This is a genomic window from Streptomyces sp. NPDC087263 (genome assembly GCF_044744645.1).
In the GTDB taxonomy this organism is placed as follows: Bacteria; Actinomycetota; Actinomycetes; order Streptomycetales; family Streptomycetaceae; genus Streptomyces.
Genome location: NZ_JBIUYT010000002.1, coordinates 401,864 through 421,425 on the forward strand (window position 1 = coordinate 401,864; position 19,562 = coordinate 421,425).

Genomic DNA, 19,562 nt, shown 5'->3' on the forward strand with positions numbered 1-19,562 from the left:
CGGAGAAGCGACGGCTCCCCCGCCCCCTTGGGCAGCTCAGCCACCCAGTTGCACCACAGTGACGGAAACCGTCAGAAGCACTCCATCGTGGCGCTCGTACCGAGACGCATCTTCAGGCCGCTGAGCTTGAAGGTGCCGGCCGTGGTCGCCCACGCCGTCTGCTCGACGCCGGTGAGGTCGGCCGAGTCCGCCTGCTGGGCGAAACCGCCCGGCAGCACGCCGTCACCCGTCCTCACGGCAGGACCCTTGCTCTGGTCCTGAACCGCGACGCCGATCTCCATACCCTTGAACGTCGCGTCGGCGTCCAGCTGGGCGACATCGATATAGAGGTTCTCGGCCTCGACCTTGTGGTTCGCGTCCGGACCCGCGTCGAGACGGAGGTAGATCGTCTTCCCTATGAGGGGAATCTCCGTCTTGACCGACTGACACATGTTCGTGATCTGGGCGGTCTTGAACGACGAGACCGCCACGGCACGGACCGTCTTGTTCTTACCGTCGGTCGACGTGTAACCGGTGTCGATAGCGCCGTACTGGGAAAAGCCCTGGCCCTCAAGATGCCCGGCCTTGACCTTGAACTCCTGGCCAGAAACGCTGAACGACGCGGCGAGCGCACCCTGCGCGAGCCCGACGCCGATCGCGGCGGCCGCGGCGACGCTGGGCACCATGACCACAGCGAACCGCTTCCATCTTGTCCCGCCACGCACCTGGGACTCCATATTTCCTCCTTCTCGGACGTACATCTCCTGGCCCTGACTGCCCCGTAGTAGCGGCTCAGCCGGGCAGGGATGGGAGAAGTGCTACGTCCTCGGGAAGGAGAGCGCCCGTACTTTCAGGCGCTTACCGTGCCCGAATCACTGACGATCACCCCCGAGCGACAACCACTGGTCGCGCCTGACGCACATCACGCACAACCTGCTGGACAGGCTCCGCCGAACGGCGAAGACCCCCCTGTCCAAGAGCCGGCGCCACTGCCGCCTGCCCTACTCGGTGGGGACCCAGAAAACCCCTTGACCCGATTGGCTGTCGAGGTAGGGGGGAATGGACCGAGCGTCGCCGATCGTGGTGCATTCTCGCCGCCCCCGCAAGGGGGTTCGTTACTGGCTAGTAACGGGCGGATAACCGAACAACGACCCGCCGGTATCGGTCGACAACACAGGGTGGCGTCAAGGTAGGTGACACACCGGTTGATCCTCGGACAGAATCCGACAGATCAACACCCCTGACTTACTCCAAGTAATAGCGGCCGCGTTTACCAAGATTTGGTAAAGCGCGGCCACTCCTCTCCCCAGCGGCACATGTTTCACCCGGGCATCACGTATCCGGGTGTTTAGCAACAGGTCAGCGAACCCGCCGCGGCGCCGGTCAGAACAGGGCCCGGGCCAGCGCCCTGCGCGCGGCGATCACCCGCGGGTCGTCGGCGCCGACCACCTCGAAGAGCTCCAGCAGCCGCAGCCGTACGGCATTCCGGTCGTCGCCCGCCGTGCGCGCCACCGTGGCGGTGAGCCGCCCGAAGGCGTCCTCGACATGCCCGCCCACGAGGTCCAGGTCGGCGGCGGCGATCTGCGCCTGCACGTCGCCCGGCTTCTCCGCGGCGTCCTTGCGGACCTGCTGCGGGTCGGCGCCCGCCACCCGCTGGAGCAACTCGGCCTGGGCGAGACCCAGTTTTGCCTCCGTGTTGCCCGGGTCGTCACTCAGCACGTTCTTGTACGCCTGTACCGCGCCGCCGAAGTCACCCGCGTCCAGGGCCTGTACGGCGGCTTCGAGGAGCGCGTCGTACGGCCCGGCCGGAATCTCGGGAGCCGCCGCGGGGGCGCTGCCAGGCTCGGCGTCCGGATCGACGACCAGGCCGGTCAGCCCGAAGCGCTCCTCGGCGACCTGCACGAGCTGGTCCAGGGTCCCGCGGATCTGGGCCTCGCCCGCCGCCCCCTGGAAGAGCGGCAGCGCCTGCCCGGCGACCACCGCGAAGACGGCCGGGATCCCCTGGATCCCGAACTGCTGCATCAGCATCTGATTGGCATCGACGTCGATCTTGGCAAGAAGGAAGCGTCCGTTGTACTCGACGACCAGCCGCTCGAGCACCGGGCTGAGCTGCTTGCACGGCTCGCACCACTCGGCCCAGAAGTCGAGGACGACCGGGACCTCGGTGGAGCGCTGCAAGACGTCGCGCTCGAACCCCGCCTCGTCGACATCGATGACAAGGCTGGCAGGGGAAACGCCCCCGCTCCCACCCCCGTCACCCTGCCTGGCCGATTCGGCGCGCGCCTGCTCCGCCTTGGCCTTGGCCTCCTGGGCCGCCTTCACCGCGGCGAGGTCGACGACTCCGCTCATGGACATGTTCCGTGGCTGCATGAGTACATCTTCCCCCCTCCGCGCACGCGTGTGAAAAGCGTGGTGAAAGCCAGCCTGATTGCGTCGTGATCGGTCCTGCCGAGCGCCGGGTCCCCACCTGGCGCCAGTGCGGTTGTCGCCGCGTTCATGCTTTCGCTACGGGTCGTAGCGTAACTGTCGGAAGCCCCTGGTGTACGTCCTTCTCCGGTGATCTCCCTCACGGCTTTCGGGTAAACGCCGGATGCGGCCACAGAGGGCGCAGGGGCCACTGAGACTGGCCGGATATGGTCACTGACATGCAGAGTCGCATTTCCGCCGCCCGTACGGGGCGCCCGCGCAGTGCCGCCGCGGACGCCGCGATCCTGTCGGCGACACGGGCGGTACTGGTCGAACTGGGCTGGTCCAAGCTGACGTTGGGGGACGTCGCGACCCGGGCGGGCGTCGCCAAAACGACCCTCTACCGCCGCTGGGCGGGCAAGAACGAGCTCGTGGTGGACGCGGTGGCGGTCCTCTTCGACGAACTCGAACTCCCGGACCGGGGCAGCCTGGCCGCCGACATCGAGGGAGTCGTCCTCCAGTTCGCGGCGATCCTGTCCCGCCCGGAGGCGAAGACCGCCCTGATGGCGGTGGTCGCGGAGTCGACCCGCGACGAACCCCTGCGCGAACGCATCCGCACCTCCATCGTCGATCGCCAGAAGTGCCTGGTCCTGGAGGGCCGCGCCCGCGCCCAACTCCGCGGCGAACTCCCCCCGGAGCCCGACCCCGAATCCGCCGCCCGCACCGTCGACCTCATCTTCGACATGGTCGCGGGCGCGGTCGTCCACCGCACCCTGGTGAGCGCGGAGCCCGCGGACGAGGAGTGGGTACGCGGCTTCACCCGGGTGCTGCTGCTGGGCCTGGCCGGCGCGGCGGAACCGGAGTAGTCGAAACGCAATGGGGAGAGGCCTTTACGTCAGCAGGCCTCCGTTCGCCGATCGGCCGCCCCCCTCCACCCCGTCCCCCGCCCGCAGCAACCGCAGGAACGCCTTCAACCCCGCGATGATCTCCTCGTTGTTGGTGAGGCGGTTCACGGTGGCCTCGAACTCCCGGCCCAGCGCGGTGATCTTCCGGTCGGCGTCATCGGCGCGCTCGTACACCGAGACACCCAAGGCATCGACGGTGCGCCGCAGTTCGGCGAGTGAGCGGTACTGCTCCTCGGTCTTCTCCTCCAGTGACCGCACGCCCGCCAACAGCCGGATGACATTCCCGCGCAGCTCCACCACGTCGTCGCGCGGGTACTTCACGTCCTTGAGCAGGGTGCCGAGGCGTCGCCGCAGTTGCGCGAAGTAGGCGCCCGCGGGCCGGAAGACCGTACTCAGCAGGAAGAACCCGGCGAACCAGTAGCCGGTGGCGTTGCCCGTGGCGGCGGTGACCGCGACGACGAGCCCCGCCGTCACCAGGTGCCCGGCGATGGCGACCCGCAGCATCACGCGCGCGATCCTCGCGGCCTCGGCGTCCCGCTCCTTGGAGACCACGAGCCCCTTCTCCCGGCTCACCGCGATCTCGCCGAGCACCGAGTGGGCCCCGAAGTAGAGGTTCCACGGCACCGTCAGCAGAACGAGCAGCCAGAGCAGGCTCACCACCCCGGCCGCGGCCCCCAGCAGCACGGCCAGCGGCGCCCCCACCGCGTACGCGAGCACGAGCGCTCCGACCGTCGCGAACACAGCGCACACGCCTATCAGGAACTTCCCCATACCGTCCCCCCAGTTACCCCGCCCGGCACCCACCGGGCCCATCGTCCCGGCCCATGATCCCGCCCCGGCGGCGGCCGGTCATGAGTACAACTACCTACGGCCGCCCCCGCACCAGTGATCGGTGTCGAGAGCGGCCGTGGGATCGGCCGCCCCATTTGTCGAGCGCGAGGTCCGATTGCCGCCAGCACAGGGACGGGCAGCTGCGGATGCTTGACCCATGACGACGAATACGACCACGGCTACAGCGGCCACCGCGGCTACGACCCATGAGGCCCGGGCCATCGATCCGGCCGTACTGAAGGAACTGCGTGAACGGGACGACGCCGGTCTCACCCGGGTGCCCGTCACCGATCCGGAGGGCGGTGCCCCACTGCGCTGCTGTCTGCGGCACAGCAGGACAGGTGAGCGGATCGTCCTTGTCGCGTACGCGCCGTTGCGCCGCTGGGCGGCGGAGACAGGCGCCGAGCCGGGCCCGTACGACGAGTGCGGTCCGGTTTTCGTTCACGCCGAGGAATGCGACGGACAGACCTCCGGTCCCGGCTATCCGACAGAACTGCACGGCGCTCGCCGGGTGCTCCGCGCCTACGACGCACAGGGGCACATCCTCGGCGGAACGCTGATCGAGATCCCGAAGGAACGGGCCACCGAGGTGGACCGCGCGCTGCGCGACGTCTTCGCCGATCCGGCGGTCGCTCTGGTACACGTCCGCGCAGTGGAATTCGGCTGCTTCATGGTCGAGATCCACCGCCGGTAAGCAGGGGCCGTCTTCAGCCCGTCCGGCGTCCGGCGTTTGAGAACAAGGCCGTTCAGGCCGACAGCGGAGGTCTGGGGGCGACAGCGGAGGTCTGGGGGCGACAGCCCCCAGGGACGGGGTAGGGCGGAGGGAGCGAAAACCCCAAGCCCTGCCCCCGAACCCCGCACCCGTCACCTCAGAACCCCGGCACCTCAGAACCCCGGCGGCTCCGTGTAAGTCCCCCACTCCTCCCGAAGCACCCCGCAGATCTCCCCGAGCGTGGCCTCCGCCCGTACGGCGTCCAGCATGGGCGCGATCATGTTGGACCCGTCACGCGCCGCGGCGAGCATGGTCTCCAGTGCACCGCGCACCGCCGCGTCGTCCCGCCCGGCCTTCCGCCCCGCGAGCTCCCGCACCTGATCCCGCTCCACCTCGTGACTGACCCGGAGAATCTCCAGATCGCCGGTCACGGAGCCGTGGTGGACGTTCACGCCGACGACCCGCTTGTCGCCCTTCTCCAGTGACCGCTGGTACTGGAAGGCGGACTCGGCGATCTCGCCGGTGAACCAGCCGTCCTCGATGCCGCGGAGGATGCCGGAGGTGATCGGACCGATCGGGTGCTGCCCGTCCGGGTGGGCGCGCAGCCCCCGCTCCCTGATCTGCTCGAAGATCTTCTCGGCGTCGGCCTCGATCCGGTCCGTGAGCTGCTCGACGTACCAGGAACCGCCCAGCGGGTCGGCCACGTTGGCGACGCCCGTCTCCTCCATCAGCACCTGCTGCGTACGGAGGGCGATCTCCGCGGCCTGCTCCGACGGCAGCGCGAGGGTCTCGTCCAGGGCGTTCGTGTGCAGCGAGTTGGTGCCGCCCAGGATCGCCGACAGCGCCTCCACCGCCGTACGCACCACGTTGTTGTACGGCTGCTGGGCGGTCAGTGAGACCCCCGCCGTCTGTGTGTGGAAGCGCAGCCACTGCGCCTTGTCGGACGTGGCGCTGTACACATCGCGCATCCAGCGTGCCCAGATCCGTCGCGCCGCCCGGAACTTGGCGATCTCCTCGAAGAAGTCGAGGTGCGCGTCGAAGAAGAAGCTCAGGCCGGGTGCGAAGACGTCCACGTCCAGGCCGCGGGAGAGGCCCAGTTCGACGTATCCGAATCCGTCGGCGAGCGTGTAGGCCAGTTCCTGCGCGGCCGTGGAGCCGGCCTCGCGGATGTGGTAGCCGGAGACGGACAGGGGCTTGTACGCGGGGATGCTCGCCGCGCAGTGCTCCATCAGGTCACCGATGAGGCGCAGGTGCGGCTCGGGCTGGAAGAGCCACTCCTTCTGCGCGATGTACTCCTTGAAGATGTCGGTCTGTAGCGTGCCGTTGAGCAGCCCCGGGTCGACACCCTGCCGCTCGGCCGCGACCAGGTACATGCAGAAGACCGGGACGGCCGGCCCGCTGATCGTCATCGACGTCGTGACGTCACCGAGCGGGATGTCCTGGAACAGGACCTCCATGTCGGCCGCCGAGTCGATCGCGACCCCGCAGTGCCCGACCTCGCCGAGTGCGCGCGGGTCGTCGGAGTCGCGCCCCATGAGGGTGGGCATGTCGAAGGCCACGGACAGGCCCCCGCCGCCGTTGGCGAGGATCGTCTTGTAGCGCTCGTTGGTCTGCTCGGCGTTCCCGAACCCGGCGAACTGCCGGATGGTCCACGTGCGCCCTCGGTAGCCGGTCGCGTGGAGGCCGCGGGTGAAGGGGTACTCCCCCGGCCAGCCGATGCGCTCGAAGCCCTCGTACGTGTCTCCCGGCCGGGGCCCGTACACCGGCTCGACGGGATCACCGGAGAGCGTGGTGAAGTCTGCGTCGCGCTTGCGCGCAGTGTCGTACCGGGCCTGCCAGCGTCGGCGGCCCTCTTCGATGGCGTCAGCGTCCATACCTTCGAATTTACTAGGACGTCCTAGTAAATGTCGATGGCTGACCGCCGCAGGTTGCCCATACGGCGGCAGGGTTTACACGCTTACACCTTGGCGACCACGGGAGTGGCATCCGTGATCTTGCCCTCGAGCTCGCGCGAGATCCGGCGCTCCACGAAGAAGGCGGCCGTCGGAACGGTCCCCGCGAGCAGCACCCACAACTGCTTGGCGACCGGCCACTTCGCCTTGGAGCCCAGGTCGAAGGCGACGATCAGGTACACGACGTACAGCCAGCCGTGCGCGATGGCGACGAGGCGGGTGAAGTCGACGGCTCCATCGATGTCGAAGCCGTACTTGGCGATCATGCCGAGGCACAGCAGGACCAGCAGCACACCGGTGAGGTACGCCATGACGCGATAGCGGGTCAGCACGCTTTTCTTCATGGAGACGAGCGTAACCACCGGTTTCGGGCGATCTTCGGGCACCCCCGGCTCACCACGGAGGAGCCCTCCCCCGTCCTACTCCTCGTCGAAGTCCCGCGCCGCGACCCGCAGCGGCCGCAGCATCGCGAAGATCTCCGCGCACTCCTCGGCGTCGTACGCGCCGAGCCCGAAGTCCATCGCCATCAGGTCCTGGGTGGCCGCGTCGCAGACCTCGCGCCCCTTCTCGGTGATGGAGGCGAGCGTGCCGCGCCCGTCGTTGGGGTTGGGGCGCTTGTCGACGAGCCCGGACCTCACCAGCCGGTCCACGGTGTTGGTCACCGAGGTCGGATGCACCATGAGCCGCTCGCCGATCTTGGACATCGGCAGTTCGCCGGCCTTGGAGAAGGTGAGCAGCACCAGCGCCTCGTACCGCGCGAACGTCAGCCCGTACGGCCTGACCACCGCGTCCACCCCCGCGAGCAGGATCTGGTGCGCGCGCATGATCGAGGTGATCGCCGCCATGGACGGAACAGAGCCCCACCGCTGCTTCCAGTGCTCGTCGGCACGGGCGATGGGATCAAAGGCAAGGCTGAGCGGCTTCGACACGCCAAAGACCTTACCGGCCGGTCACATCGTGGTCAGCCCTGTCTCGCCTTTCGGTCCCCGCCGTGGAATGCGGGGCAGTACACCGCGCGCACCCCGCCGCCCCAGTGTCGTATCCATGTCGACTAAGCGCCCTATGCGACGATTGCCGATGAATCGTCACTGATAGTCACCTTCGCCCAAGGGGGCAGGATGTCCCGGCTGATCCGTACCTTCGCGGCACTCGCGGCGCTCGGGCTCGCGGCGGGCTGCTCGTCCACGCCAGGCGTCGACGAGGCCTCCGTCGTCCGGCGCGCACCCCAGGACGCGACGCCCACCGCACAGTCCCCGTCCCCTTTCTGGGTCGACCCCGCCAGTCCCGCCGCCCAGCAGATCGAGATGTGGAGCCGACAGGGCCGTACGCAGGACGCCGAGCTGCTGGAGCGGATCGCCGGTCAGCCCGCCGCGCTGTGGCCCGCGGGCGACGAGCCGGGAGGGGCGATCGGGGCGGCGACCTCGGCGGCGGCGCAGGAGGGGCGGACGACGGTGTTCGTGGCGTACAACATTCCGCACCGTGACTGCGGGCAGCACTCGGCGGGCGGGGCGTACGACGCGAGCGCCTACCGGGCGTGGATCGAGAAGTTCGCGCAGGCGCTCGGCGACAGCAACGCGCTCGTGATCCTCGAACCCGACGCCGTCGCACACATCGTGGACGGCTGCACACCGGGCGAATACCACGCGGAGCGCGAGCAGTTGCTCTCGGAGGCGATCGTCCGGCTGAAGCAGCAGCCCCACACCAAGGTGTACCTGGACGCCGGCAACCCCGCCTGGATCGACGAGCCCTGGAAACTCGTCGAACCGCTGCAACGCGCAGGGGTCGCCGGCGCCGACGGCTTCTCCCTGAACGTCTCCAACTTCCAGACGGACGCGGTGACCAAGAAGTACGGCGTCCAGCTGTCGCAGGACCTCGGCGGCAAGCACTTCGTGATCGACAGCAGCCGCAGCGGCAACGGGCCGCTGGGCGGCGACCGCGGCGAGGCCTGGTGCAACCCGCCCGGCCGGGCCTTGGGAACCAGGCCGACCACCCAGACCGGAGAGTCCGCCCTCGACGCCTATCTGTGGATCAAGCGGCCCGGGGAGTCGGACGGTGAGTGCCGGGGCGGCCCGGCCGCCGGACAGTGGTGGCCCGACTACGCCCTGGGGCTGGCTCGCAACTCCAAGGCGTAGCAGGGCACTTCACCTACGCCGTTCACCTGACCTGGATCCACTTCGCCTCCGACGGCGTCCCCTCGCCGTCCGTCACGAACAGCATGTACCAGCCCGGGGGGACCAGAGCCCGGTCGCTGGGTATGTCCACGGTGACCGAGTTCTTGGTCTTCGTCAGCCCGAGTTCGATGGAGCGCTGCTCGACGTCCGTCGTGTGGGTGACCGCGCTCGGGCGCATCAGCCGGGCCTTGACCACACGCTCCGGGTACGGGGTGGCGAAGGTCGCGCGCCGCTTGCTGTCGAGAACGTTCGGGCCGTCACCCAGCACCGGGCGGTTCTTGCCGTTCTTGTGCAGGACGGGCGGGGTGAAGATCTCCATGCGCTGCTCGAAGTGGCCCAGCTTGGTGTTCTGCTGGTCGTCGAAGAGCGGGTCGGAGCCGAAGGTGGCGACGCGGCCGTCGGGCAGCAGCAGGGCCTCGGAGTGGTAGTTGCGGCCGACCTTCGGGGAGGCGGCCTCGCGGAAGGCGTTGCCCTTGGGGTCGTAGAACTGCGCCTTGAGGATGTTGCTGGCGCTGCGGCCGCGGTAGTCCTCGGAGCCGTTGGTGGTGAAGACGGAGTCGTCCGGCATGATCACGCTGTTCAGATACCGGGTGCCCTGGGGGAGGTTGGGGCCGTCCTCGAAGGACGGGCTGCCCTTCTTGAGGTCGACGACGGCGGTGCGCGGGGTCGACTTCTTGGACTCGCCGACGCCTCCGCCGCCGAGGATCATCACCTTCTGGTCCTGGGCGGGCGGCAGCAGCAGGGAGGCGGAGGTCTCGGTCTCGTCCGGGTCCCGCAGCCCGGGGACCTTCTCGAACTTGTTGGTCTTCAGGTCCCAGATGCCGGGCTCGCGGCCCATCTCGGCGGGCCCGTAACCGGCGTTGGACGCCGGGTAGAAGAGCTTGCCGCCCTTGGTGAGGAAGAGCGCGGGGTAGGTGGGGAAGTAGCGCTTGGGGCCAGGCGTCCACTTCTTCGTCCTCGGGTCGTAGATCTCGTTGTCGCCGGGGTCGATCACGCCGACGTCGTCGAGGCCGGAGACCGCGAGCACCCGCCCGTCGTCGAGCCCGACGAGCGTCGGGTACCAACGGGCCTTCTGCATGGGGTCGACGGGGATGTACTTCTCGGCCGTCGGGTCGAACTCGTAGGCGGCTCTGATCCCCTGGAAGTCCTGCTTCTCCAGGGTGATCTTCTCGGAGAGGCCGTACGTGTTGTCGGCGTCCTTGCCCTTCAGGCCGACGATCTCGTACTGGGCCTGCCTGTCGGTGGCCGAGGTCGGGCCGTCCTCGGTGGCCTCCACGAAGACGCGGGTCTCGCTCGCGACGATCCTGGTCTTCCAGGGCTGCATGACGCCCGCGCGGTTGTACGTGACCTTCTGCGTGCGCTTGGCCTTGGGGATCCGGACGTCGACCTTGCTGACGTACTCGACGCCGGCGGGTGAGCGGAAGAGGGTGCCCTTCTTCAGGAGGACCGCCTTGTCGGGGTTCTCGTTCTTCACGCGCATACCGCCGCCGGCCCGCTCGACCTCGTCTCCGAGCAGTTCGTAGCGGGCGGTGCCGCCGGCCACCAGCATTCTGCCGCTGGGGAGTTGGGCGTGCCCCGAGCAGAAGAAGTCGTCGGGAGTGGCGATCTTCTTGAAGGTGTCGGTCGTCGGGTCCCAGAGGACGGTGTCGAAGGACCCCTTGTCGAACTTGCGCTTCTCGTTCCCCGAGCCGGCGACGATCAGCACCTTGCCGGTGTGCAGCAGGGCGGCGTGGATGGCGTTGGTGCGGTAGTCGTCGGGGATGTCGAGGTGGCTCCAGGAGCCGTACTTCGCCTTGTAGCCGGGCTGCGCGATCTTGTACTCGTAGTACGTCTCGCTGGCGAAGCCGACCGCGGCGGGGGCGTTGAGTCCGGCGAGCACGACTATGCCGCCGATGCCCAGCACGGTCTTCTTCGTCTTCTGCGAGGGCTGGTAGGCCATGGCCTAGTTACCTCCTGTCGTGGAGCTGGTGACCGCGGTCGAGCTGCCGCTGGTCGCGAGGGCGGGTTCGACGGCCTCGGTGATCCGTGCGGCCGTCACGTGGGGCAGCTGCCGGGCCCTGCGTTCCTTGAGCAGCGTGGAGACCCATACGCCGACCGGGGCGAGCGAGATCCCCATCGCCAGCAGCGCCCAGGTGCGCATGGCCGCGTGGGTGTGGTCGAGGACGACGGACGCGGCGAGCGAGACGCCGAGGAGCGCCGCCCAGGTGAGGTGGATACGGAAGGTCAGCAGCCGGTCGGGGTTGGCCTCGCCGCCCTTGGGGGTGACCACGAAGCGGCTGGGGCGGCGGATCAGGGCCTCGCCGAGCGACTTGAGGTAGATGGGTGCGGAGAGCGCCGACATCGCCATGCCCGCGAGACCGCCGGAGCCTTCGGGTTCGTGCGGGGAGACGTTGTGCCGCCGGTTCCAGAGGTAGAGGCCGATCTGGAGGGCGGCCGCGTCGCTGTAGAGCATCAGCCAGACGGATGCGGCGACCTGGGTGCCGGATGCGCCGAACCACAGGAAGAGGAAGCAACTCATGATGCCCAGCAGCCAGTTGACGGCTGTCATCGGGTAGTAGACGAGCATCATCGTGTACGAGAAGAGGCGGCCGGGAGGCATCGTGAACGGCGCCTTCCAGTACTGCTTGAACAGCGTCTCGTACGTCCCCCGCGACCAGCGCATCTGCTGCGTGAAGAAGTCCGTCCAGGAGGCGGGTCCCTCACCGACGGCGAGCACGTCCGGGGTGTAGACGGACCGCCAGTGCCTGCCGGTCTTCGGGTTCTTGTGGCGGTGCAGCTCGAACCCGGTGGCCATGTCCTCGGTGATGGAGTCGTACAAGCCGCCGACCTGGCGGACGGCCGTGATGCGTACGACGTTGTTGGTGCCGACGAACATGGGCGCGCGGTAGCAGTTGCCGGCCCGCTGGATCAGCGCGTGGAAGAGGAACTGCTGGGACTCGGCCGCCTTGGTGACGGGGTTCTCGTAGTTGCCGTAGACCTGCGGTCCGACGACGAAGGCGACGTTCGGGTCCCGGAAGTAACCCATCATCCGCTCAAGGAAGTTGGGGAGCGGGACGTGGTCGGTGTCGACGGAGGCGAAGAACTCGTACTCCTTGCCGTGCATCGCGATCCACGCGTTGTAGTTGCCGTGTTTGGTACGGGCCTTGTGGACGCCCTTGTCGCGGTTCCACTCCGGGACACCGAACCGGGTGAAGTGCCGGACGCCGAGTTCCGCGCAGAGCGCCTTGGCCTGTTCGTCGTCGCCCTCGTCGAGGAGCCAGACGTCCACGGGGCCGGTGTGGGTGACCGCGACCGCGCCTTCGAGCGTCGCGCGGACCATGGCGAGGGGTTCCTTGCCGGGCACGTACGTGGTGAGGAAGGCGACCCGTGTCCCTTCCTGGGCCTCGACGGGTATCGGGTCCCGCGCCACCATCGTGGCGTGCGCGATGCTGATCACGTTGACGACCATGAACAACTCGATCAGCCCGATGGCTATGAGCATCGCGATGTCGAGCCCGACCAGCCAGCGTGCGCCGCCGTCGCGCTCCACCCAGTGGCTCGGCCACACCAGGTAGACGAGGAGTACGCCGGTGAGGATCGGCGCGAAGGTCATCAGCAGGACAGCGCGTATTCGGTGCGGCTCTCGCGAGAGGAGCTTGGTGTACTGCACCTGGTACGCCGGGCCGGGCGGCTGCGTGAGCGGTCCGGCGAGACGGCTGTAGGTGTCGTAGTCGTAGCCCTCGGGCCGCACAGCGCCCTCCAGTGATTGAACTTGTCCGGTGATCGAACGAGCCGATACCCATACACAAGTGGAGATTTGGTGGCGTGTCGAACTGGGCGCGTCCGAAGGAGTAACCGCCCCCGCCGGACCGGACACGACAAAACCCCGGCCCAGAAGGGCCGGGGTTTCCTCGTACGTTCCTCGGACGTTCCTCGTGCGTTCCTCGTATGGGGGACTACGCGGACAAGTGGCGTTCCACCGTCTCCACCTTGGACGTCAGACCGTCCGTCACCCCGGGACGGATGTCCGCCTTCAGGACGACCGAGACGCGCGGGGCGCGCTCCTCGACGACGGCGACGGCGCGCTTGACCACGGCCATCACCTCGTCCCATTCGCCCTCGATCGAGGTGAACATCGCGTCGGTGTGGTTGGGCAGCCCCGACTCGCGTACGACCCGGACGGCGTCGGCGACGTACTCCCCGACGTCCTCGCCGACGCCCAGCGGTGTCACGGAGAAGGCGACGATCATGACGTCTTCACCACGCCCTCGCGCCGGGCGCGGGAGGCGATGACCGCGCTCTCGGCCTCGTGCCTGAGCTTGCGCTCGGCGAAGAAACCGCCGGTGGGCAGCACGGACAGGATGAAGTAGAGGGCCGCGGTCCCCGCGCCCCACTTGGTGCGGTTCCAGGCGTCCGCCCAGAAGATCACGTACAGGATGAAGAGGATGCCGTGGACCGCGCCCATGACAGGCACCGCGTTGAAGTCCGTGGTCCGCTTCAGCACCGAGCAGACGAGCAGGAGGAGGAAGGAGATCGCCTCGGGGGCCGAGACCAGACGGAGGCGGCGGAGGGCGCTGGCGGTCTTGATGTCCAGGGTCTTGAAGTCCACGGGTCACCTTAGGTGGGAGTCGCACTTTCGGCAGGAACGTCGCTTTGTGAACCCAGGCACAAGCGTCCGAACCATTGTGGCACCCGGCCCCCGGCCGTCCCGGCGCGGGGTGCGGGGCGGCGCGCCCGCAAGATCCCCGGCCCCCTAGGGGTCCGATCAGGGACGAGATCCACCCGTAGGCCCTTTTGGCGGACCGCACCCGGCAGATACCTTCACAGCGTGGCGATGTACCGACTTCAAGGCAGCAAGGTGCTGGCCGTCGACATGACCGGGGACGCCGTAAAGGCGAAGAACGGCTCGATGGTGGCGTACGACGGCCAGATGGCCTTCAAGAAGATGAGCGGCGGCGGTGAGGGCGTACGGGGGATGGTGACCCGGCGCCTCACCGGTGAGCAGATGACGGTGATGGAGGTGAAGGGGCACGGGACCTGCTGGTTCGCGGACCGGGCTTCCGAGATCAACCTCGTGAATCTCCAGGGGGACAAGCTGTACGTCGAGTCGAGCAATCTGCTCGTGACGGATGCCGGGCTGCGTACCGGCACCTCGTTCACGGGCATGCGCGGTGCCACCCAGGGCAACGGTCTGTTCACGACGACCGTCGAGGGCCACGGCCAGGCGGCGATCATGTCCGACGGCCCGGCGGTGGTGCTGCGGGTGAGTGCGCAGTACCCGCTGACCGTCGACCCGGGCGCGTACATCGCGCACCAGGGCAATGTGCGGCAGTCCTTCCAGTCGGGTGTGACCTTCCGCACGTTCCTGGGCGAGGGCGGCGGCGAGGCCTTCCAGATCCGCTTCGAGGGCGACGGCCTGGTCTACGTACAGCCCAGTGAGCGGAACACGATCGCGGGGGATGTGTGACATGCCCTTCCGTGAGATCAACTCGAAGATGGTCGAGGCCACCGTGCTGCCCGGCCAGCGGATGTTCAGTCAGCGCGGGGCGATGCTCGCCTACAAGGGCGAGGTTTCCTTCACGCCCAACATCCAGGGCGGCCAGGGCGGGGTGATGTCGATGCTCGGCCGCCGCCTGGCGAACGAGGCCACCCCGCTGATGACCGTCGAGGGCTCCGGCACGGTGCTCTTCGGGCACGGCGGCCACCACATCCAGGTGATCGGCCTCACCGGCGACACCCTGTACGTGGAGGCGGACCGGCTGCTCGCCTTCGACGGCGCACTCCAGCAGGGCACGATGTTCATGGGCTCGCAGGGCGGGGTGATGGGCATGGTGCGCGGTCAGGTGACCGGCCAGGGGCTCTTCACGACCACCTTGAAGGGGCACGGCGCGGTCGCCGTCATGGCGCACGGCGGCGTGTTCGAGATCCCGATCACCCCACAGCGCCCGGTCCATGTCGACCCCCAGGCGTACGTCGCGCACCACGGCGACGTACGCAACAAACTGTCCACGGCGCTGGGCTGGCGCGACATGGTGGGCCGCGGCTCGGGCGAGGCGTTCCAACTGGAGCTGAGCGGCAACGGAGCGGTGTACGTCCAGGCCTCGGAGGAAAAGCTGTGAGCGGATACGGAGCTTCGGGGCCGACCGTGTACGACCCGATGACACTGCCCGTCGACGACAACGTGAACAACTACACCTTCTGCGTGGAGCTCAAGGGGAGCCAGTGGTTCCTGCAGAAGGGCAAGATGATCGCCTACTACGGGACGATCGACTTCAACGGCATCGGACACGGCCGGCTCGACCGACTTGTCCGTACGTCATTCCATTCGCCTCTGCACGCGAGCGACTGGGTCGTGGCGGAGGGCTCGGGCAAGATGCTGCTCGCCGACCGGGCCTTCGACGTGAATTCGTACGATCTGGGAGACGGCAACCTGACCATTCGCTCCGGCAATCTGCTCGCTTTTCAGCCAACTCTGGCCCTCAAGCAGTCGATCGTGCCGGGCTTCCTGACCCTTATCGGAACGGGCAAGTTCGTGGCCGCCTCGAACGGTCCGGTGGTGTTCATGGAACCCCCGATCCGGGTCGACCCCCAGGCCCTGGTCGGCTGGGCGGACTGCCCCTCCCCGTGCCACCACTACGACCACGGATACATGACAGGCGTCATGGGCGGCCTACGTGCGATGACGGGCATCGGCGGAGCCTCCGGAGAAGAGCACCAGTTCGAGTTCGTGGGGGCCGGCACGGTACTGCTCCAGTCCACCGAAACCCTCATGGCCGAGCTGGCCACGGGAGCGGTCCCGCAGCAGGCAGGAGTACCCGGCGCGAGCGGGGTACCCGGCCAGCACGGACAACAGGCAGGCGTACCGCGCCTTCCCGGACAGCTGGGAGACCTCCAGCGTCGCTTCGGGCTGTGAGCGGTAGTCTGCGGAGTGTGACATCGAACGCGTGCGCGTAGTCACACCGCCCTCACTAGTTCGCCTTTCAACATTTTAGGTAGACTTCACTTATGGAGACCGAGACGGCCACGCGCTGGCTGAGCAATGCGGAGCAGTGTGCCTGGCGCACCCATCTGGAGGTCAACAGGCTGTTGACCTACCAGCTCGAGAGGGACCTGCAACCGTTCGGCCTGACCATGAACGACTACGAGATCCTCGTGAACCTCTCCGAGTCGGAGGGCGTACGGATGCGGATGAGCGATCTCGCGTCCGCCACCCTCCAGTCCAAGAGCCGCCTCTCGCACCAGATCACGCGCATGGAGAACGCGGATCTGGTGCGCCGGGAGAACTGCGAGTCCGACCGCCGGGGACTGTTCGCGGTCCTCACCGACCACGGCATGGAGACGATGCAGAAAGTCGCCCCGCACCATGTGGCTTCCGTCCGGCGGCACTTCATGGACCTGCTCTCGCCCGAGGCGCTGGAGGAGCTCCACAAGACGCTGACGCCGATCGCGGAGCATCTGCGGGGGCAGCGCGGCAAGCCGTAGCGCTCCGCTGGGTAGGCCGATTTCGACTGCGGGTCGGCGTTGATTGCGGGTTCGCTTTGATTGCGGGTTCGCTGTAGCTGCGGGTCCGCCGTGACTGCGGGTCCGCCGTGACTGCGGGTCCGCCGTGGCTGCGGGTCCGCCGTGGCTGGTCGCGCAGTTCCCCGCGCCCCTTACGGGGCTCCAGGGAGCCGGAGTTCGAAGAGTGCGCCTCCCTCGGGTGCCTCTCGGACGGTGAGCGTTCCTCCGTGCCGTACCGCGACATCGCGCGCGATGGCGAGGCCGAGACCGGCCCCGCCGTCGTCGCGGGTGCGGGCGTCGTCGAGTCGTACGAAGCGCTCGAAGATGCGCTCGCGCTGGTCGGCGGGCACACCGGCCCCGTCGTCGGCGACTTCGGCCACGGCCCACACACCGTCCCTGCGCACCCGCACCGAGACCTGCTCCCCCGCATGCCGCCGGGCGTTGTCCAGCAGATTGGCCAGCACTCTCGCCAACTGCCCCCGGGAACCCGTCACTTCGACGACCGGGGCGTCGACGGCCACCCCTGCCCGGCCGGCCGCCTCCTCCCGTACGAGCGCCCCGAGGTCGAAGCGCGTGCCCGCGGGCCTCTCCCCCGCGTCCAGCCGGGCGAGCAGCAGCAGATCGGTGGCCAGTCGCTGCAGCCGTACGGTGTCCTCGACGGCCCCCGCCAGGTCGAGCAGCTCCGGGTGTGCGGCGCCCACTTCGAGCTGGGTGCGGAGGGAGGCGATGGGGCTGCGCAGTTCGTGGGAGGCGTCGGCGACGAACCGCCGCTGGCGCTCGACGGACGCCTCCAGGGCGGCCAGCGTCTCGTTGGTCGTGCGGGCCAGACCGGCGACCTCGTCGTGGGTGTCCGGTACGGGAACGCGCCGTGCGAGATCCTCGGAGGCCGTGATGGCGGCCATCTCGCTCCGGATGCCCTCGACCGGCCGCAGCGCCCGCCGGGTCACCCGCCAGGTCACCGCGGCCACCACGGCGAGGAGCAGCGGGAACCCGATCAACATGACGGTCAACGCGGTGCGTACGGCGCTCTGTTCGGCGGCCAGTGGCGCACCGGCGTACACGGTGAGCGTGCCCTTGCCCTGCACCTCCACCGTCACGGCGGCGAACCGGTAGTCCTCCGTGTCGCCGTCGATGGCGGCGGAGCCGTCGCCGAAGGTCGTCTCCTCGCCGATCTCACCGGGTTCCAGGGACTCGTCGTCGTCCCCCTGGTCGTCATCGTCGCCGACACCGGCCGCGGAACCTTGTGGCCGTACGGCGCCGACCCCCGTCCCGCTGATCCGCTCCAGCTCCTCGCTCGCGGCGACCAACGTCCCTGCCTGGTCGACGACCTGGACGGGACGGTCGTCGTCGTCCAGCGACAACTGGTCGTAGGACTGCCCGCCCGCGAGGTCGGCGGCGACGGACCGCGCGGACCGCTCGGCCTGCGTACTGGCCTGCCCGCTCAGGTTGGACCGCAGGGACAGCGTCACGGCCGTCCCCGCGGCGATCAGCGCGATGGCGACGACAAGGGTCGCGCCCAGCGTGGCCCGCGACCGCACCGAGCCGAAGAGGCGCCTCATCGTGCCTCCAGGCGGTAACCGGCGCCGCGTACCGTCCGGATGAGGGCGGCGCCCAGCTTCCGGCGCAGGGTGCTGACGTACACCTCGACGATGTTCGGATCCCCGTCGTAGGCGAAGTCCCAGACGTGCTCAAGGATGTCGGCCTTGGAGACGACCTCCCCGGCGCGCAGCACGAGCTGTTCGAGGACCGCGAACTCCTTGGCGGTGAGGGTGACTTCGTCCTCACCACGGAACACGCGCCGGGCCGCGGTGTCGACCTTGAGATCACCGACGACGCGCACGGGCGAGGCCTCGGCCTGACCGCGCCGCCGCAGCAGCGCCTTCACCCGCGCCACCAGCACCACGTAGGAGAACGGCTTGGTCAGATAGTCGTCGGCGCCGGTGTCGAGCCCCTCGGCCTCGTCGTACTCGCCGTCCTTCGCGGTGAGCATCAGGATCGGTACGTCGTGGCCGGCGGCGCGGAGGGCGGAGCACACGTGGTAGCCGTTCATGCCGGGCAGCATGATGTCGAGGATGACGAGGTCGTACGTCCCTTCACCGGCCCGGTGCAGCCCTTCGAGCCCGTCGTGGACGACGTCCACGGCGTAGCCCTCGGCGGTCAGGCCCTTGGCGAGCGACACGGCAAGTCGCTTCTCGTCCTCCACGATCAAGAATCGAAAGGGGCGGCGCGCAGCGCCCCGAGCAGGGTGGTGGTGGGAGACGGGTGGGAGCATGCGCCAAGCCTCGCAAACCGAAGCTGAAGAAGGCTTCAGGCGGCTTCAGGCTGCCTTCAGTGTCCGTCGCGCAGATTGGTCCCCGTCGAACGGCGCCGCACCAGGGCGCTGGAGATCAACTCGGGAGGACTCTCATGAAGCGCAACATCGTCATCGCCACCGTCGCGGCCGCGGCCCTGGTCGGGGGCGGCACGGCGACGGCCCTCGCGGTCACGGGAGACGACGGGGCGTCGACGCCGCAGTCGGGCACGCGGGTGGCGACCGAGGTCCGGGACGACGACGTAGTCGGTGACGAGGACGGCCGGGACGACAGCGGCCGGGACGACAGCGGCGAGGTGAAGGCCGCGAAGATGACGGCGGCCGACGCGCTCGGCGCGGCCCTGCGCCACACACCCGGTACCGCGGTCTCCGCGGAACTGGACGACGAGGACGAGGGGGACGACGGGGGCGACGAGGACGACGGGGACGACGGGAACACCAAGGCCGACGCGGTGACCTGGGACATCGACATCCTCGACGGCGCGGGCAAGTGGCACAGCGTCCACGTGGACCCCGGTACGGGCAAGGTCCTCTCCGCCCGCACGGAGCGCGAGGACGACGCCTCCGATGACGCGGCCCGGGTCCGGGCCGCCCTGAAGGGCGGCTCCACCTCCGCCGCCGAGGCCGCGAAGGCCGCCGCGGCGCAGGGCACGGTCACCTCGATCGACCTGGACGAGGACGCCGCCTCCCCCGTGTGGGAGGTCGAGACCCTGGCACAGAGCGGCACGGGACACGACTGGTTGGTCGACCTCCGAACGGCCCAGGTCACCCCGGACCGCTCGTCGGACGACAACTGAGACCACCGTGTCGCGGGCG

At 68.8% G+C, this 19,562-nt stretch carries 20 protein-coding genes; 8 read left to right on the plus strand and 12 right to left on the minus strand.

What is annotated here, in order from left to right; genetic code table 11:
- Positions 1-71 precede the first annotated feature (71 nt).
- Together ACIPC1_RS07025 and ACIPC1_RS07030 are read right to left on the minus strand one after the other, a co-directional pair.
- Positions 72-716, minus strand: coding sequence for a DUF6230 family protein (locus tag ACIPC1_RS07025; protein ID WP_402514012.1), 645 nt, complete (start codon positions 714-716; stop codon positions 72-74).
- A gap of 646 nt (positions 717-1,362) precedes the next feature.
- Positions 1,363-2,349: a tetratricopeptide repeat protein gene (locus ACIPC1_RS07030; protein WP_402514014.1), complete on the minus strand. Its 987-nt coding sequence runs from the start codon at positions 2,347-2,349 to the stop codon at positions 1,363-1,365.
- A 275-nt stretch (positions 2,350-2,624) separates the two neighbouring features.
- Here ACIPC1_RS07030 and ACIPC1_RS07035 point away from each other — a divergent pair, with 275 nt between their 5' ends.
- The gene (locus tag ACIPC1_RS07035; RefSeq protein WP_402514017.1) at positions 2,625-3,251 is read left to right on the plus strand and encodes a TetR/AcrR family transcriptional regulator; all 627 of its coding nucleotides are present in this window, start codon (positions 2,625-2,627) and stop codon (positions 3,249-3,251) included.
- Between the two features lie 24 nt (positions 3,252-3,275).
- Here the strand turns inward: ACIPC1_RS07035 and ACIPC1_RS07040 are convergent, their stop codons facing one another.
- On the minus strand, positions 3,276-4,061 hold the full coding sequence (locus tag ACIPC1_RS07040) for a hypothetical protein (protein ID WP_402514020.1): 786 nt from the start codon (positions 4,059-4,061) through the stop codon (positions 3,276-3,278).
- Positions 4,062-4,278: 217 nt separating this feature from the next.
- On the opposite strand from ACIPC1_RS07040, the gene ACIPC1_RS07045 reads away from it, so the two are divergent.
- Positions 4,279-4,815, plus strand: a complete 537-nt coding sequence (locus ACIPC1_RS07045; protein WP_402514021.1) for a DUF1203 domain-containing protein — start codon at positions 4,279-4,281, stop codon at positions 4,813-4,815.
- A gap of 191 nt (positions 4,816-5,006) precedes the next feature.
- Here the strand turns inward: ACIPC1_RS07045 and ACIPC1_RS07050 are convergent, their stop codons facing one another.
- The 3 genes from ACIPC1_RS07050 to ACIPC1_RS07060 all read right to left on the minus strand — a co-directional run bounded on the left by ACIPC1_RS07050 (position 5,007) and on the right by ACIPC1_RS07060 (position 7,714).
- Entirely contained in the window at positions 5,007-6,707 is a 1,701-nt protein-coding gene (locus ACIPC1_RS07050) for a methylmalonyl-CoA mutase (RefSeq protein WP_402514022.1), read from the minus strand.
- A gap of 83 nt (positions 6,708-6,790) precedes the next feature.
- Entirely contained in the window at positions 6,791-7,129 is a 339-nt protein-coding gene (locus ACIPC1_RS07055; protein WP_402514024.1) for a DUF3817 domain-containing protein, read from the minus strand.
- 75 nt (positions 7,130-7,204) lie between these two features.
- The gene (locus tag ACIPC1_RS07060; protein ID WP_384390103.1) at positions 7,205-7,714 is read right to left on the minus strand and encodes a MarR family winged helix-turn-helix transcriptional regulator; all 510 of its coding nucleotides are present in this window, start codon (positions 7,712-7,714) and stop codon (positions 7,205-7,207) included.
- A 189-nt stretch (positions 7,715-7,903) separates the two neighbouring features.
- Here ACIPC1_RS07060 and ACIPC1_RS07065 point away from each other — a divergent pair, with 189 nt between their 5' ends.
- The gene (locus ACIPC1_RS07065) at positions 7,904-8,917 is read left to right on the plus strand and encodes a glycoside hydrolase family 6 protein (protein WP_402514028.1); all 1,014 of its coding nucleotides are present in this window, start codon (positions 7,904-7,906) and stop codon (positions 8,915-8,917) included.
- A 22-nt stretch (positions 8,918-8,939) separates the two neighbouring features.
- On the opposite strand, the gene ACIPC1_RS07070 is transcribed toward ACIPC1_RS07065, so the two are convergent.
- From ACIPC1_RS07070 to ACIPC1_RS07085, 4 genes are all read right to left on the minus strand, one after another.
- Complete coding sequence (locus ACIPC1_RS07070) at positions 8,940-10,895, minus strand: galactose oxidase-like domain-containing protein (RefSeq protein WP_402514030.1); 1,956 nt, start codon at positions 10,893-10,895, stop codon at positions 8,940-8,942.
- A 3-nt stretch (positions 10,896-10,898) separates the two neighbouring features.
- Positions 10,899-12,686, minus strand: coding sequence for a glycosyltransferase family 2 protein (locus ACIPC1_RS07075; RefSeq protein WP_402514033.1), 1,788 nt, complete (start codon positions 12,684-12,686; stop codon positions 10,899-10,901).
- A gap of 205 nt (positions 12,687-12,891) precedes the next feature.
- Positions 12,892-13,185, minus strand: a complete 294-nt coding sequence (locus tag ACIPC1_RS07080) for an MTH1187 family thiamine-binding protein (RefSeq protein WP_365440933.1) — start codon at positions 13,183-13,185, stop codon at positions 12,892-12,894.
- Positions 13,182-13,529, minus strand: a complete 348-nt coding sequence (locus ACIPC1_RS07085) for a DUF3817 domain-containing protein (protein ID WP_402514843.1) — start codon at positions 13,527-13,529, stop codon at positions 13,182-13,184. Before ACIPC1_RS07085 ends, ACIPC1_RS07080 begins: the two co-directional genes overlap by 4 nt.
- Positions 13,530-13,769: 240 nt before the next feature.
- On the opposite strand from ACIPC1_RS07085, the gene ACIPC1_RS07090 reads away from it, so the two are divergent.
- The 4 genes from ACIPC1_RS07090 to ACIPC1_RS07105 all read left to right on the plus strand — a co-directional run bounded on the left by ACIPC1_RS07090 (position 13,770) and on the right by ACIPC1_RS07105 (position 16,417).
- The gene (locus ACIPC1_RS07090) at positions 13,770-14,402 is read left to right on the plus strand and encodes an AIM24 family protein (RefSeq protein ID WP_402514845.1); all 633 of its coding nucleotides are present in this window, start codon (positions 13,770-13,772) and stop codon (positions 14,400-14,402) included.
- A 1-nt stretch (position 14,403) separates the two neighbouring features.
- Complete coding sequence (locus ACIPC1_RS07095) at positions 14,404-15,054, plus strand: AIM24 family protein (protein WP_365440937.1); 651 nt, start codon at positions 14,404-14,406, stop codon at positions 15,052-15,054.
- A complete protein-coding gene (locus tag ACIPC1_RS07100) occupies positions 15,051-15,848 on the plus strand; it encodes an AIM24 family protein (RefSeq protein WP_402514037.1) in 798 nt (265 codons plus the stop codon). The genes ACIPC1_RS07095 and ACIPC1_RS07100 overlap by 4 nt, the downstream gene beginning before the upstream one ends.
- 92 nt (positions 15,849-15,940) lie before the next feature.
- Positions 15,941-16,417 carry a MarR family winged helix-turn-helix transcriptional regulator gene (locus tag ACIPC1_RS07105; protein ID WP_402514038.1) on the plus strand — a complete coding sequence of 159 codons (477 nt, stop codon included), beginning with the start codon at positions 15,941-15,943 and terminating at the stop codon, positions 16,415-16,417.
- Positions 16,418-16,587: 170 nt separating this feature from the next.
- Here ACIPC1_RS07105 and ACIPC1_RS07110 read toward each other — a convergent pair whose 3' ends face one another.
- Together ACIPC1_RS07110 and ACIPC1_RS07115 are read right to left on the minus strand one after the other, a co-directional pair.
- Entirely contained in the window at positions 16,588-17,994 is a 1,407-nt protein-coding gene (locus ACIPC1_RS07110; RefSeq protein WP_402514039.1) for an ATP-binding protein, read from the minus strand.
- Positions 17,991-18,707, minus strand: a complete 717-nt coding sequence (locus tag ACIPC1_RS07115; RefSeq protein WP_402514042.1) for a response regulator transcription factor — start codon at positions 18,705-18,707, stop codon at positions 17,991-17,993. The genes ACIPC1_RS07110 and ACIPC1_RS07115 overlap by 4 nt, the downstream gene beginning before the upstream one ends.
- A gap of 134 nt (positions 18,708-18,841) precedes the next feature.
- Between ACIPC1_RS07115 and ACIPC1_RS07120 the strand changes: the two genes are divergently transcribed.
- A complete protein-coding gene (locus ACIPC1_RS07120; protein ID WP_402514044.1) occupies positions 18,842-19,543 on the plus strand; it encodes a PepSY domain-containing protein in 702 nt (233 codons plus the stop codon).
- Positions 19,544-19,562: the final 19 nt, after the last annotated feature.